Origin of the sequence: Nonomuraea sp. GTA35, assembly GCF_041950525.1 — a bacterium.
In the GTDB taxonomy this organism is placed as follows: domain Bacteria; phylum Actinomycetota; class Actinomycetes; order Streptosporangiales; family Streptosporangiaceae; genus Nonomuraea.
The window spans coordinates 1,339,202-1,353,477 of record NZ_JBGNUV010000001.1 but is presented as its reverse complement, the minus strand read 5'-3'; the positions used below and the strand labels follow the sequence as shown (position 1 = coordinate 1,353,477).

Annotated in this window: 14 protein-coding genes; 7 read left to right on the top strand and 7 right to left on the bottom strand. The window is 70.2% G+C overall.

The window, feature by feature from the left end:
- Window positions 1–119: 119 nt before the first annotated feature.
- Window positions 120–650 carry a hypothetical protein gene (locus tag ACBJ32_RS06135; RefSeq protein WP_375125829.1) on the bottom strand — a complete coding sequence of 177 codons (531 nt, stop codon included), beginning with the start codon at window positions 648–650 and terminating at the stop codon, window positions 120–122.
- 238 nt (window positions 651–888) lie between these two features.
- On the opposite strand from ACBJ32_RS06135, the gene ACBJ32_RS06130 reads away from it, so the two are divergent.
- Window positions 889–1,944, top strand: coding sequence for a hypothetical protein (locus ACBJ32_RS06130; RefSeq protein WP_375125828.1), 1,056 nt, complete (start codon window positions 889–891; stop codon window positions 1,942–1,944).
- Between the two features lie 17 nt (window positions 1,945–1,961).
- On the opposite strand, the gene ACBJ32_RS06125 is transcribed toward ACBJ32_RS06130, so the two are convergent.
- The 3 genes from ACBJ32_RS06125 to ACBJ32_RS06115 all read right to left on the bottom strand — a co-directional run bounded on the left by ACBJ32_RS06125 (window position 1,962) and on the right by ACBJ32_RS06115 (window position 4,301).
- A complete protein-coding gene (locus tag ACBJ32_RS06125; RefSeq protein WP_375125977.1) occupies window positions 1,962–2,186 on the bottom strand; it encodes a hypothetical protein in 225 nt (74 codons plus the stop codon).
- A gap of 46 nt (window positions 2,187–2,232) precedes the next feature.
- Complete coding sequence (locus ACBJ32_RS06120; RefSeq protein ID WP_375125827.1) at window positions 2,233–2,889, bottom strand: CBS domain-containing protein; 657 nt, start codon at window positions 2,887–2,889, stop codon at window positions 2,233–2,235.
- Between the two features lie 578 nt (window positions 2,890–3,467).
- On the bottom strand, window positions 3,468–4,301 hold the full coding sequence (locus ACBJ32_RS06115; protein ID WP_375125826.1) for an SDR family oxidoreductase: 834 nt from the start codon (window positions 4,299–4,301) through the stop codon (window positions 3,468–3,470).
- 470 nt (window positions 4,302–4,771) lie between these two features.
- Between ACBJ32_RS06115 and ACBJ32_RS06110 the strand changes: the two genes are divergently transcribed.
- Complete coding sequence (locus ACBJ32_RS06110; protein ID WP_375125825.1) at window positions 4,772–4,987, top strand: hypothetical protein; 216 nt, start codon at window positions 4,772–4,774, stop codon at window positions 4,985–4,987.
- A gap of 141 nt (window positions 4,988–5,128) precedes the next feature.
- Here the strand turns inward: ACBJ32_RS06110 and ACBJ32_RS06105 are convergent, their stop codons facing one another.
- Together ACBJ32_RS06105 and ACBJ32_RS06100 are read right to left on the bottom strand one after the other, a co-directional pair.
- The gene (locus ACBJ32_RS06105; RefSeq protein WP_357881713.1) at window positions 5,129–5,467 is read right to left on the bottom strand and encodes a hypothetical protein; all 339 of its coding nucleotides are present in this window, start codon (window positions 5,465–5,467) and stop codon (window positions 5,129–5,131) included.
- 297 nt (window positions 5,468–5,764) lie between these two features.
- The gene (locus ACBJ32_RS06100) at window positions 5,765–6,649 is read right to left on the bottom strand and encodes a helix-turn-helix domain-containing protein (protein ID WP_375125824.1); all 885 of its coding nucleotides are present in this window, start codon (window positions 6,647–6,649) and stop codon (window positions 5,765–5,767) included.
- A 109-nt stretch (window positions 6,650–6,758) separates the two neighbouring features.
- Between ACBJ32_RS06100 and ACBJ32_RS06095 the strand changes: the two genes are divergently transcribed.
- Window positions 6,759–7,058: a hypothetical protein gene (locus tag ACBJ32_RS06095; RefSeq protein ID WP_375125823.1), complete on the top strand. Its 300-nt coding sequence runs from the start codon at window positions 6,759–6,761 to the stop codon at window positions 7,056–7,058.
- A gap of 719 nt (window positions 7,059–7,777) precedes the next feature.
- On the opposite strand, the gene ACBJ32_RS06090 is transcribed toward ACBJ32_RS06095, so the two are convergent.
- On the bottom strand, window positions 7,778–8,791 hold the full coding sequence (locus tag ACBJ32_RS06090; RefSeq protein ID WP_375125822.1) for a hypothetical protein: 1,014 nt from the start codon (window positions 8,789–8,791) through the stop codon (window positions 7,778–7,780).
- A 645-nt stretch (window positions 8,792–9,436) separates the two neighbouring features.
- Here ACBJ32_RS06090 and ACBJ32_RS06085 point away from each other — a divergent pair.
- The 4 genes from ACBJ32_RS06085 to ACBJ32_RS06070 all read left to right on the top strand — a co-directional run bounded on the left by ACBJ32_RS06085 (window position 9,437) and on the right by ACBJ32_RS06070 (window position 14,254).
- Window positions 9,437–10,807: a glucose-6-phosphate dehydrogenase gene (locus tag ACBJ32_RS06085; protein WP_375125821.1), complete on the top strand. Its 1,371-nt coding sequence runs from the start codon at window positions 9,437–9,439 to the stop codon at window positions 10,805–10,807.
- Complete coding sequence (locus ACBJ32_RS06080; protein WP_375125820.1) at window positions 10,807–12,576, top strand: IlvD/Edd family dehydratase; 1,770 nt, start codon at window positions 10,807–10,809, stop codon at window positions 12,574–12,576. The genes ACBJ32_RS06085 and ACBJ32_RS06080 overlap by 1 nt, the downstream gene beginning before the upstream one ends.
- Entirely contained in the window at window positions 12,563–13,582 is a 1,020-nt protein-coding gene (locus ACBJ32_RS06075; RefSeq protein WP_375125819.1) for a C-terminal binding protein, read from the top strand. The genes ACBJ32_RS06080 and ACBJ32_RS06075 overlap by 14 nt, the downstream gene beginning before the upstream one ends.
- A gap of 231 nt (window positions 13,583–13,813) precedes the next feature.
- Window positions 13,814–14,254 carry a YybH family protein gene (locus ACBJ32_RS06070; RefSeq protein WP_375125818.1) on the top strand — a complete coding sequence of 147 codons (441 nt, stop codon included), beginning with the start codon at window positions 13,814–13,816 and terminating at the stop codon, window positions 14,252–14,254.
- Window positions 14,255–14,276 lie beyond the last annotated feature (22 nt).

The window sequence follows — 14,276 nt, the reverse complement described above, 5'->3', positions numbered from 1 at the left end:
CTGCGTGTTCGGTCAGTCGTACCCGATCTCAGGGGGCCGCCCGCCTGCGCCGCATCCCAAGTTGACGGTCAACGAAACCCGCCCGCCCTGGGGGCCGGGCGGGCGGGTGGCCGGGGCGGCTACTTGAGCCACGGGGTGCGCTGGACGATGGGCAGGTTGCCGAGTCCGAGGGTGGTGCCGGCGCCGGTGAGGGCCAGGCCGATGAGGACGATCGCGTAGATGAGGTGGTCGTCCATGAAGGGGTTGGTGGTCAGGGGCAGCTCGGCCGCCCACATCAGGAGCAGCATCGCGGTGCCGGCGCCGGCGGCGATGCGGGTGCCGATGCCGAGCACGAGCGCCAGGCCGACTCCGGCCAGGCCGGCCATGAACAGCCAGTCCACCCACGCCTGCCCGGCCAGGCCGGCGAAGAAGCCGCCGAGGGCGTGCTCGCCGGTGCCCTTGAGGAAGCCGGTCGTCGGGCTGCCGCCGTTGATCCAGGCCTTGGCCGCCGGGGTGGCGAAGCCGAAGCCGAAGGTCTTGTCCAGGAAGGCCCAGAGGAAGACCCAGCCGATCGAGATCCGGGCGACGGCCCAGACGTAGTCGGCCGGCGTCTTGTGCTCCGCCTTGCCCGCGCTGGTGTGCATCACAGGCTTGTCGATGGTGGTGGCCATGGCGGGCCTGCCTTTCCTGTCCTGTCGTGCGTCCTGGTCTCACCTCCATCACACCGGCTGCGGCCGCCGGCGCTCAGTGCCGTACGGCCCGAGGCCTGAGGACCTTGGTCCTCCCCCACGCCAGGATCGGACGGCAGGGGACAAGGGACACGTCGGCAAGCGCAGCCGGCGCTGCTCGACCTGCGCACGGCCGGCCGGCGGCCAATGGTGTGGCGGTTGCCCACGCCCCCTGGCGGCCGTGCGCGTGGGCGGGCCGCTGCCCGTCCCCGAGGGGTATCGCGAGTTGTACGACCTCATCCCCGTACGCCGTACCAGCCGCCGGCCCTTCGCCGATTGTGCTCTGCTGGGCACGCGCAGGCGCATGACCTTCGATGCGAGCGGGCTGCCGCAGGCCGAGGGGTACAACTTTCTCGGGTTCGCCTCCGACGACCGCACCGCCGTCGCGCTGGCCGGCGGGTATTGGGTGCGGTGGGCTCCGCCGGCCGTTCCCGAAGCGATCGACGTGGACTTCTCCGCCGGGCTCGGCAGTCTGTCCAGCGACGGGGCGCACCTGGTCGCGTGGGCCTGGGTGAACAACACCACGAAGCTCGGTGTGATCATGGACGTCACCTCGAAGCGGCAGATCGCGAGCTGGCCCGTCCCCGAGCAGCCCGCGACAAGCCCACTCCTCAGCCACGACAAGACGCGGGTGTTCATGGCCTCCGACCAGTACGCCGGCAACCAGCCCAAGAGCACCCTCATCGAAGGGCTGGCCCGTCCTGGGATGGGCCGGATCTGGTCGATGGTCCTGCCCTACGACGAGGCGGGGCCCGCGTTGGACGGGGCCGACGGGTTCCTCACAGTGCGCACACCCCATGAGATTCTCGTCATCCGTGACGACGGCACGGTCGAGCTTCCGCGCGGACGCGACCACAGCCACCTGCCGTTCGTCGGCAGATGGCGGACACACGGCCTCGCCTTGACCATCGGCTCGGACCTGCGTGGCACCCAGGTCTGGAACGCGGGTCCCTGTCCGAGCGCGGACGGCATGTGCACGGGGCACGCCGAACTCGCCTTCAAGATGGACCCGCGAGGCCTGGTCGGCACAGTGGGTGACGTGGTCTTCAGGAACGGGTCGGGTCGGGCGGTATCCGGACATTCCGCTGTGGACGGCCATCCTCGCAAGGGCGACTCGCTCGTCCTTGAACGTGTGGACACCGGGGTGCTGCGCAAGCTGTTGCCAGCCGGCGACGGCAACCCGTACCTGTGCGGCAGCGGTGCCCGCGCCAAGTGGAAGGCCGAATGCAACGTGTGACAACGGCCTGTACCGCATCAATCCCATCGGATGGCGCTTGAACGGGGGTGGACCCGTCCGAAATTGACGGAGGCTGTCCGTCGGGCCCGGACGCGCCGCCTGGCGCGGGTGGCCCCCGGCGGGCACTTCGTCCATGCGGGTGCTACCTGGCGGCCCGCCCCGCCGGCGTTCCGGACCTGTCCCCGGATCCCGATGGCCGTAGCCGGCCTGCGCGCGAACGGCCGGAAGCCGGCGCCCCGCACGATGCCGTGCCCTCCGATCCGCCATGCCGCGTCCACGACGGCGCTCCTACAGCAACGGCGGGGCGACGATGAGGTCGTCGTTGTCGAAGACCACCTCGCACACCACGTCCATGACGCCTTCGACGGCGCGGGCCGGCTCGGTGACGGAGATGACCTGGGAGCGCCACCGCACCTGGCCGCCGATCGTCACCACGCCCGCGTCGATCTCGACCGTGAACGGGCCTCCCTCGGGCAGCACGGCGCGGATGTCGGCCTCGATCTCGGCGGTGGGCCGGGTGAAGACGCGCAGCACGTCCCGCTGGTGCAGGGTGCCGACGACCCTCCCGGTGACCACGTCGATCACGGGCAGCTGCTTGATGCGCTCGGCGTGCATCAGCCGCGCAGCGTCGCGCACGCTGGTGCCCGGGGTGACGGTGATCGCCGGGGAGGTCATCAGCTGGGATGCCGTGACTGCGGCGGCCTTGTCGTGCTCGCGCCGCCGCCTGCGGGACTCGAACATCGACACGCTGTGCCGCACGGGATCGATCTCCTTGAGCAGCAGGTCGTCCTCGGAGACCACGCCCATCGGGCGGCGGTCCGCGTCGATGACGGTGACCGCGCCGACCGCGAACCGCTTCATCGCGGCCACGATCTCGGCGAAGGACGCGTCCGCCAGCACGGCGATGGCCACACGTCCCATGACGTCCTTGACTTCGATCGACATGATGTCCACCTCACTTCCACGTCCATGCTCGCGTGCGGCGGTCCGCCCGGTCAGCGGCGAACGTCCCCGATGACTCGGGCCGAAGGTCCCGCCCAGCCGTCGACTCCTACGATGATCATGATTGCCTCCTTCGTCACCCTCGTCGCGACCTCGTACGCATCCGCGTGGTGCGGGGGCGGAGGTCGTCGGCGCCCGGGACGAAGGGCCCTGTCTGCGGCCGAGGCGGATGGGTAGCGTCACCACCATGGCCGCTCTCGATCTGACCACGCTCCGGGCCGTGACCTTCGACGGCATCACCCTGCCACGCGGTGCCGGCACCACGATCTCCTGGTCCTGCCCATCTGGCTGTTCGCCAAAGGCTTCACCCTGCCTCGGCCGGCGCGGGTCCGCGCGGCGTAGTCAACCGGCAGGCCTGCCGGCATGTCGATGCCGGCTCCGGCCGAGTGCTGCGGCAAGGTGATCTGAAGCGCGGGTCATGGGACGGTGGTGGGCTGTTCCGACCTGTGAGCGGCGTGTGGTCGGCGTGCTCTGGAGGGATCAGATCACCTGGTGACGAGCGCTCCGATTGGGTTTTGGCATCACCGGAAGGCCGCGGCGTTGCGCTTGGCCCAGTCGCCGAAGGTGGCGGGAGCACGGCCGAGGATCTTTTCGACATCGGGGCTTACGGTCTGTTCGCGGATGGCAGGGGTGCCGAGGATGTCGAGGGTGGTGTCGGCCACCGGGGCGGGCATGAACGTGAGCATCTGGGCGCGGGCCTCTTCCCGGGTCTGGTCGATGAGGGTGACAGGCTCGCCGATGGCGTCCCCGATGGCGGCCGCGCGCTGGCGCGGGGTGGTTGGCGTGGGGCCGGTCAGTTCGTAGATCGCCTTCGAGTGGCCCGGCTGAGTCAAGGTGGTGGCGGCTACGGCGGCGATGTCGTCGGGGTCGATGACCGGGAGGCCGATGTCGCCGAAGGGCGCGGCGATCGTGCGGGCTGCCTTGATGGAGGAGGCCCAGGCGTAGGCGTTGGAGGCGAAGCCTCCCGGGCGCAGGATGGTCCAGTCGGTGCCGGAATCCATGACGGCCTGTTCGAAGGCGGCGAAGGCCTGCCCGTGGGGCAGGGACTCCGGGCGGGTGGCCACTCCCTGGGAGGAGAGCAGGACGATCTTTCCGTAGGCCGCGAACGGGGTGACGACCCGAGCTGGGTCGCCGGCCATCATCAGGTCTCCGCCGACGAGCAGGAAGACCGCATCCGCCGCGGACGGCAGGTCGGCGGACGGCTGGGAGAGGTCGGCGGCGATCGCGCGGACGCCGGGCGGTACGTCGCCATCGGAGATGCGGCGCGAGATGGCGGTCACCTCATGGCCCTGTTCGACAAGGATGCGGACCAGCGTGCGGCCGACATTTCCTGTGGCTCCCGTGACAACGATCATGATAGATCCCTCGGCTCCCGAGTTAGTTAGCTGACTGACTTGCTTGCCTGAGAAGAAGCTAGCACAGATGCAAGCCGTAGAGTTAGTCAGCCGACTGACTTAAAGGATTTGGTTCGAGCACGCACGGCACCTGGACCTGCTCACCAGCCGCCTGAGCCAGCTCTTCGGCCCCCGCGAGCGCCTGCAAGGACTGATCAACGCCTGGGCGAGCCAGCGCGACTCGCCGCCCGCTACGACTGCCCGACCGGAACACTCGCGGTCGAGCCGGACAACCACAACGAGGGCGGCCTGGATGTCGAAGCAGGCAAGGTCATCCGGCTCATGCTCACCTGGGTCGAGCGCCCATTTCGAGAGCCGGCCCGGCCAGCGCGCGCACCCACCGGGAGACCTCGACCCACGCGCCGGACCACGGGCGCCGCCGTTATCGTCATGACCTGCCCCGGCGGAGACACCTAGAACCAGGCCGAGCAGTGGAAGGCTCGCTGCGCCGTACGCACGGGGTGGCTCGCGCGCTCCGGCCGGCCGCGCGGATCACCGGTGAGACGGGCGGGCACGCCACCGCGATGGCGATCTCGCCGCACCCCGGGCTCCTGGCGGCCGGCCACGACGGCGGCCGGAGTCCCGACGGCGCTGAGTGCGGCCATGCCGGACGGCTGCGCGCCGGCGACTACGACATCCCTCTCTGAGGGGGTTCGGCACGATCAGGGGCACGCCTTCGAGGCGGTCACCCGGCAGCCGGACGGCGCCGTGGCCCTGCATGCCGCCGCCCACGGCCGCCCGGGCTTGGACCAAGCGTCAGGCCTGGCTCAGCCCGGGCGGCCTGAAGGTCAGCAGCCCCAGCTGTCGTGATAGACGCCGTAGACATTCAGGTAGTAGCCGAGTTCCACCTGCTTCCCCGCCGGGACGCAGAAATGCTGGTTGTCGGAGGACCTCCTGTAGGTGACCCAGATCTTTTCGCTGGTGTCCTTACAGTTGCGGTAGTACTCCGTTCCGCTCTTGGTGTAGTGGCCGCACGTATCGTCCGTGAGTGCAGTGGGCCGCATGCCGGTTGCCTGCGCGACGGCCGGCGTGCCGGCGCCGGCTGCGGCGGGAAGCGCGAGGGCTGCCGGGCCGAGGGTCAGGACGGTGGCCGCGGTCAGCAGGGCCGCCTTGAGCTGAGCGTGCATGGGACTTCTCCTTCTCGTGCTTGCGGTGGGTGTCCGTACGATCACCGCTGTGTGGCACAAGCGAAGCCGGGCGACGAAGGTGTCCAACAGGGCCTTGGACGGACTCGGCCGGAACTGATCCACTCTGCGTTCCCCCTCGGACAGGGGCGTGCACCTCGAACTCGCGTGGCCCGGCCCGGAGCCGGGAAGGGTCTTCTGCGACCATCACCAGCGACGCCACGTAACATCACCGCGGCGAGCGGTATCTCCTCGGGGCGGTCTGAGGAAACCCACGGATTTCCTGTGGAAGACATGAGGTCAGGGTTTGCACAGGGTGCTGGCCGAGCCGGTGCCTGCCAGGCCCCTGACGATGACGGTGATCTGAAGGCAGCCCCGTTCGGCGAGCAGGATGTTGCCGAAGACCGCCTGGCCGTCGAACGAGGTGGTATACGGCACGCCCTTCGTTCCGGTGGCTGGACGGTGGGCCACGATCGATACTGTGCTGCCCCGTAGGTAGCTCAACCGGTCGCTGGGCGTGAACCTGCCCCAGGCGGCCCGGCAGCGGGGGGAGTAGCGAAGCTCGGCGACCCCGAGGAAGTGTCGGTCGCTGGTGTTGACCTCGATGCTGTCGATCGTGGCGACCGCCGCGTCATAGGAGCAGCCCGTCTCCTTGGGGTCGGCGTTGTCGCCAACCGGCACGCTGCTTCCCGCGAACCGCGCTACCGGCTCCGACGGGCGCGGCGCGGAGTCATCGCCGGTGAGTACGGCGACAGTGACGGTGACGGCGATCACAGTGAGCAGCGCGAGAGCTCCGAGCACAGGCAGCAGCGGCACTCGACGCGCCCGCGTCCGCTCACCCGCCGGCTCGGCGGGCGGCTCGGCAAGCGGTCCTGTAGTCGGCTCGGAGAACGGCTGCGGCTCGGGAAGAGGAGGTAGGCGGAGTTCGCTTCTGACCTCGTGCCAGCGGGCCCGCCACTGCTCGGCGTCACCTCCGCACGCCTCGACGTAGGCCAGCGTGACCTCAAGGGTCGGCAGCCGGTAACCGGCGGCCGCGTCGGCCAGGGTTGCCTTGGAGAAGTGCGCCTGCTCGGCCAGGCGGCGATAGGAGGGGCTGCCCGCCTTCTCCCGCAGGGCCCGCAGCTCTGTCGCGAACCGCGCTACTGGCCCCTGCTCGGGGTCGACGGGACGTTCGGGACGCGGCATCGCGGAGCTCCCTCGCGGTTGTCCGGAGTTCATTGTCCGGGCCCGGACGCGATGTCAGTCAATCGTCCGCCCCTATACACCTGGGTTCATCCGACAGAAAGGAGCAGTCATGCGACGACTGCTCATCGCCCTGGCCCTGACAACGACGGTGGTCACGGGCGTCACGGCGGCGGCCGGACCCGCGTCCGCAGCCGTACGCGGTCTTGACCTCCAGCGCGACGGCTGCGATCTGCAGGCCCCCGGCACCGTCATCAAGCTGCGGGCCTTCAACGTCAACGGATGGAGGTGCTACAACGGCATCTACGACCTCTGGATCAACATCAACACGGCATGCCGCCAGCGGTACGGCAACACCTCGAGCGCCTACTACCTGAACTACAACGACCCCTATTCCTGGCGCTGCACCTGACCCAGCCCGCCGGAAGCGTGGACTCCGCGCTTCCGGCACGGCACGCACGTCATCGCCCAGCCGCGGCGCAGGAGCCTCCGGCGGCCACGACCAGGGCTTGGCAACAACTCCTCACCTACGTCTTCGCCCCGCCCGACGCCGCCGCGGCGGCAGCCGCTGCTACTCGCTGGTACCGCTGTTGGCGGTACGGCTGTTCCCCCAAGGGCGGATCCGGACGCTGGCGGAGCTCCGCGCGATCACATGCTGCCCGAGTTCGAAGGGCTCGGCCGCCGGATCAACCAGGCCCGGCGGCGACTCATCCGGAAGCGGTGGAGGCGGGCGCACTGGCGATCGAGCGTCGCCGACCATCAGCCGAGCTCCGCTCTCGCACGCCGGCATCTGGCCCGGTGCTGGAAGCCGAGCAGCCCGCTGTGTCGGGCGGGTGCGGCGGTGCTGGCACGTTTCGAGGACGAAGGGGCCGACGCCGGCGAGGTGCATCTGCACGGCCAGGACCTGTCCACCAGGCCGACACCGCGCACCACGCCGCGTTCGGCCTGAGAGATCTGCGCGCTCTCCCCCGCTGGATCGCAAAGTACGGCTACGCGCCGCACCTGGAGGTTGTGCGCCCACGACCACGGGTCCGTTGACCTGCCTGCAGCTTTCGACGCTGCGGCCGGGTGACCCCGGCCCGGTCCCCATCCGGTCCGCCGGGTGACCCGGTCCGGTCCCCATGCGGCGGGTCAGCCCGCTCGGCCGCCGTCGAGGTGGGCCTGTCGAGCCGCAGGCGGGTTGCCGTCGGAGACCCGCCCGGCTTTCAGGACGGCAACGGCGGCCAGGGCGGTGAGAGCCGCCAAGAGGGCGGCGGCGGCCAGGGTCAGAGCGTCGGGGCGGATGAGGGGCTGGGCGCGTAAGGCCTGCCAGGTGAGCAGGGCGATCAGGCCGGTGTAGCTGGTGGCCGCCACGCCGATCAGGCGAGCGCGGAGGCGATCCTCCCGCAGGAGGGGATGGCGCGCCGCCAGCGCGGCCAGCAGCAAGGCGGCGATCAGCATGAACTGCAGGCCGTGCAGCCCGACGAAATGCGGGATCCGCAGGTCGCCGCCGGTGGTGCTCCACTGCGTGAGCGGCAGGCCGGGCCCGCCGTCGGGCACGCCCACGCTGTGCCCGCTGCTCAGGAGGACCGTCTCGCCGCCGGCGGTCAGCGCGGTCTGCGCCGTTCCCCGCGCCGGGATGAGGAAGCCCAGGGCCATGCCGAGGACGGCCAGGCCGAGGCCGGTGTGGATCGCCCGGCTCATCGCGCGGTCGGCGTGCACCCGCTGGACGGCCAGGATGATGGCGAGCGCGAGGTTGGCCAGCATGATGCACAGCACGCCGTTGCCGAAGATGACCTGCATGACCCTCTCGGCGGAGGCGGTGGACTTGTTGAAATGGCTGAAGGTGCCACGGGCGGCCTGGATGGCGACGATGGCGGTGTCGACGAGCCCGGTGACGGCGAAGACGGTGGCCAGGCCCGAGGTCCACCTCCTGCCCCGGTGGGGCAGGGACAACATCCAGGCGAGGGTGGTGCCGTAGACGGCCATCGACACCGCGAACTTGAACGGCTTGAGCCAGACGGGGGCGCCGAGCAGGATCCGGTCGTCGAACACGAGCCCGGCGACCGAGACGACCAGCAGGAGCAGCATCGAGGCGACCATGAGCATCAGCGGCCGATGCCACCGCATCACCCGGCCGAGTGGCGCACGGAGAACAGGGGACATCGGACCTCCTGTGGACGACCTGAGCTACGGCCCAGACTCGCCGGTCGCCGGCCCCGGCCACATTGCCGTACACCCCCTTGTCGCAGTGAGGTCAGCCCTACCGTCCAGGGACGTCCCCGTGGAGGTCCCGGACGGGAGGCGGCGATCCCGTCACGCGCGATCTCCGGCGCGGGAGGAGCTGCCGCTGTGGTCATCTGGCGCCTGCGGGCGGTCGGCCAGGCTGAGCGCGCCCGGTCGACGTGACGCCGCAGGTTCTCCAGGCGGTGGGCGGCCGTCATTCGGTCGCCGGCGCTGGCCGCGCGAACTCGCCAGGGGCGTCGCCCTCGCCCGAGCGAGGAGGCGGGCATGACGGCCGTGCGGTGACTTGATGTAGTGCAGCGTTTACATGGCGAAACGGCGGGGGTAGGCCAGTCATGGACTGACAGGGCGCGTCCATGACCAGGGCATCGTGGCCACTCAGCGGAGGGTGTGGTTCCGTCACCGCGGCACGCTGCTGCCTGTCTCGGCGACGCCGGCGGTCTTCGGGGGCGACTTGCGCCTGCGGGCTGCCCTCCGTGGTACGCCGTACGACGAAAGGAAGTCGCATGCTCGATCTGGATCCGCCTTCCACCAGCTGGGCCTCATGGGAACGGCGGGCGTGACAGCATGATCAACCGGCTCGTCATCTTCGGCGCCACCGGCGACCTCAACGCGCGCTACCTGCTGCCGGCGCTGGCCGCCCTGCGGGCCGCCGGGCATCTCGACGACCGCTTCGAGCTGACCTGTGTGGACCGGGCAGACTGGACCGGCGAGGAGTTCCAGCGCTGGGCGGCCGAGCAACTGGACCGGCATGACGTCTCCTCGCCCGCCGAGGCCAGGCAGGCGATCACGAAACCCACCCGCTACCTGCGGGCAGACGCCACCGACGTCGCCGACGTCGCGTCGGCCATCGCCGGCGACGAGCCCGTCGCCGTCTACCTCGCCCTCCCTCCAGGGATCTTCCCCGGTACGGTCGCCGCGCTGCGGGACGCGGGCCTGGTGGCGGGCAGCCGGATCGTGCTGGAGAAGCCGTTCGGTGAGGATCTGGACAGTGCCGTGGCGCTGAATCGGCTGCTGGCGGAGGTCGTGCCGGAGCAGGCGGTGTTCCGTGTCGACCACTTCCTGGCCATGACGACCGTCCAGAACGTGCTCGGCAGCCGCCTGGCCAACCGGGTGCTGGAGCCCATCTGGAACAGCGCGCACATCGCCGAGGTGGAGATCGTCTGGGACGAGTCGCTCGCGCTGGAAGGCAGGGCGGGTTACTACGACGGCGCGGGCGCGCTCAAGGACATGGTGCAGAACCACCTGCTCCAGGTGCTGTGCCTGGTGGCCATGGAACCACCGCTCAGCCTCGGCGAGCGTGACCTGCGCGATCGGAAGATCGACGTGCTGCGCTCGGTACGCCCCCTCACCGACGACGATGTCGTCCGCCGCACCCGCCGCGCCCGCTATCTGGCCGGCCGCATCGCAGATCGTGACGTTCCCGCCTACGCCGAGGAGGAGGGCGTGGACCCGGGGCGAGGCACCGAGACCTTCGCCGAGGTGGAGCTGGAGCTCGAAAGCTGGCGCTGGTCCGGCACGACCTTCCGGCTCCGCACCGGCAAGGCGCTCGGCCACGACCGCAAGGAGGTCGCGGTACGCTTCCGGCCCGTACCGCACCTGCCCTTCGGCCTCGGCGAGGAGGCCGTGCCCAACGTGCTGCGGTTCGGGCTGGAGCCGGAGAGCATGACCCTGGCGCTGACCGGCATCGGCGCCGGCGCCCACACCCTCGCCCCGCTCACCCTCACCGCGCAGCCTGCGCCCGCCGGCCTGCCTGCCTACGGCCGGCTGCTGCTGGACGTGCTGCACGGGGACGCCGCCCTGTCCATCCGCGGCGACGAGGCCGAAGAGGCCTGGCGGGTGCTCACGCCGGTCATGTCGGCGTGGTCCAGGGGCCTGGTGCCGCTTGCCGAGTACCCGGGCGGATCGGACGGGCCTGCCCCGGCGAGGAGGAGCTGATGCCGCCGACGGAACATGCCGGGGGCGGCCTGCGCAGCCAGGCCTGGTGGGACAATGCGGGCAATCCTGAGATGACGGCGCTGTACCTCGAACGTTTTCTCAACTTCGGGCTGACCCCGGCCGAACTCCGGTCCGGCAGGCCGATCATCGGCATCGCCCAGACGGGCAGCGATCTCGTTCCCTGCAACCGCCACCACCTCGGCCTCGCCGACCGGGTCAGGGACGGGATCCGCGACAACGGCGGCATCCCGCTCGAGTTCCCCGTCCATCCGCTGCAGGAGACCGGTAAACGCCCGACCGCCGCGCTGGATCGTAACCTCGCCTACCTCGGGCTGGTCGAGGTGCTCTACGGATATCCGCTCGACGGCGTCGTCCTGACGACAGGCTGTGACAAGACCACGCCCGCGTGCCTGGCCGCGGCGGCGACGGTGAACATCCCGGCGATCGTCCTGTCCGGAGGGCCGATGGTCAACGGTTATCACCAGGGCCGGCGGATGGCCGCGTCGGGTTCGGGACTGGTGATCTGGCAGTCGAAGCGGCTGCTGGCCACCGGGGAGATCGACTACGAGGAGTTCATGGCGCGCGTGTGCGCTTCGGCGCCCAGCATCGGCCACTGCAACACGATGGGCACCGCGCTGTCGATGAACAGTCTCGCCGAAGCGCTGGGCATGTCCCTGCCGGGGTGCGCGGCGATCCCGGCCCCCTACCGCCGGCGAGCGCAGATCGCCTACGAGACCGGCCGCCGGGCGGTGGACCTCGTGCGCGAGGACCTCACCCCCCGCAAGATCATGACCATGCGGGCCTTCGAGAACGCGATCGTGGTCGCCTCGGCGATCGCCGCCTCCACCAACGTGCCCATCCATGTCAACGCCATCGCGCGGCACGTCGGGGTGCCGCTGACCATCCACGACTGGCAGCGCGTCGGAGCCGACATCCCGGTGCTGGCGAACGTCGCCCCCGCCGGCGAGTTCCTCGGCGAGGACTTCTACCGTGCCGGCGGCGTCCCCGCCCTCATGCGGACATTGCTGACGGCAGGGCGCCTGCACGGCGACGCCGTGACCGTCTCCGGCCGTACCGTGGCCGAGAACCTGGCCGACGCCCCGCCCGCCGACCCTGCGGTCATCCGCCCCTTCGACGAGCCTCTCGCCGCGCGCGGCGGGCTTCTCGTCATGACGGGCAACCTGTTCGACTCCGCGGTCATGAAGACCTCGGTCCTCAGCGACGACTTCCGCGCGGTGTCGGACTACCGCGCCATCGTCTTCGACGGGCCCGAGGACTACCACGCCCGCATCCAAGATCCGGAACTGGGCGTCGACGAGGGCTGCATCCTCGTCATCCGCTACACCGGCCCGATCGGCTATCCGGGATCGGCCGAGGTCGTGAACATGGAGGTGCCCGCCGCGCTGCTCCAAGCAGGCGTCGCCACGCTGCCCACGCTCGGTGACGGCCGCCAGAGCGGCACCTCAGACGCCCCGTCCATACTCAACGCCAGCCCCGAGGCCGCGGCCGGTGGCAACCTCGCCATCCTGCGCACCGGCGACCGCATCCGGATCGACATCCACAACGCGCGCGTCGACGTCCTCCTGCCGGATGAGGAGATCGCCGCGCGGTGGGCCGACTACACGCCGCCGGTGCTCGACAACCAGACACCGTGGCAGGAGATCTACCGCGCCACGGTCGGGCAACTGGACAGCGGAGGCTGCCTGGAACTCGCCGTGTCCTACCAGGATCTCGTACACACCAAGGGGATTCCCCGTGACTCGCATTGACGCCAGAGGCACGATCATGATCGCCGACTCCGACTTCGGCGACGTGGACATCGAACGCGAGATCGTCGAGGGCGCCGGATTCGAACTCCTCGCCGCACAGTGCAAGAGCGAGGACGAGGTGATCGAAAAGGGCCGGGACGCCGACGGCGTCCTGACCCAGTACGCCCGGGTCGGTTCCCGCGCCATCGACGCGTTCACCCGATGCCGGGTGATCGCCCGCTACGGCACGGGCGTGGACATCGTCGACGTCGACGCCGCGACCCGGCGAGGCATCCAGGTCACCAACGCGCCGAACGAGTGGTGCGCCGAGGAGGTCGCCGACCACGCCGTCGCGCTCTGGCTCGCCGCCGCCCGCAAGATCTGCGCCTACGACCGGGCGACCCGGCAGGGCGAATGGCAGTGGCAGAGCGGGGAGCCGATCTGGCGGCTGCGGGGCCGGGTGTTCGGGCTGCTGGGCTTCGGCGCCATCGCACAGCTCATCTCCGAACGCGCCAGAGCGTTCGGCGTCGAGGTCTGGGCGCACGACCCGTTCCTCGACGAATCCGAGCTCCGATCGCGCCACGTGCTGCCGGTGTCCTTCGACCAGCTCGTGGAGGGCGCCGACTACCTCGTGATCCAGGCGCCGCTCACGCCCGATACACACCACACCTTCGACCGTACGACGCTGCGCAGAATGAAGCCGACCGCCATCCTCATCAACACCGCTCGCGGCCCGATCGTGGAGGATACGGCGATCCACCAGGCACTCACCGAGGGATGGATCGCCGGCGCGGCACTGGACGACCTCGAGGAGGAGCCCGCGAAGCAACGCGACTGGCGGCCAGGAAACCCCCTGTTCACGCTGCCCAACGTGATCATCACTCCGCACGCCGCCTACTACTCCGAGCAGGCCATCACCACAGTGCGGCGCGTCGCCGCGGAAGAGGCCGTACGGGTCCTGACCGGGCAGGGCGCCCGATACCCGGTCAACGACGTGACGGCCGGCTCTCCCGGTCGCGATCGGTGAACGCCGGAACTCCGCACTCCCCCACCGGGTGGAGTTCGAGCGGCTGAGAACCGACCCTCCACGGACGGGCAGGATGCTGGATCCGCCGCGAGCGGACCGAAGCGGCCGGAACGCCGGCGGCGATTCCTCACCCGGCGGGCTCGAAAATCTCTGAGCCGGGTTGTCCCCCTTCCGGGTCCTCGTTCGTCGCCTGGTTGTATGCGACGAACTTCGACGCGAGACGGGGTAGCGATGGTAACGCAGCATGAGATGGACGAGGCCGAGATCCGCGGACAGATCGGCAGGATCGTCGAGGGGCTACGCGCCAAGGATCTCGAGGGACTGAAGCGGGTCTACGCCACGGACATCGTGTCCTTCGACATCGAGCCGCCGCTCCAGCACGTGGGGATCGAGGCGAAGCTCAAGAACTGGGCGAAGGTGTTCACGCTCTTCGAGAGCGTGAACTACGAGATCCGCGACCTGACGCTCACCGTGGGCGATGGGGTGGCGTTCGGGCACGCGTTCGGCCGGCTCAGCGGCACGCTGGAGGGCGGGCCGGTGACGAGCGGCATGTGGGTGAGGGCCACCTTCGGCTTCCGGAAGATCGGCGGCGCCTGGTGGATCACGCACGACCAGGTCTCGGTACCGCTCGACGTCGAGAGCGGCAAGGGCATGACCGGCCTCGAGCCCTGACCGCCGCACGACGCACGAGAGA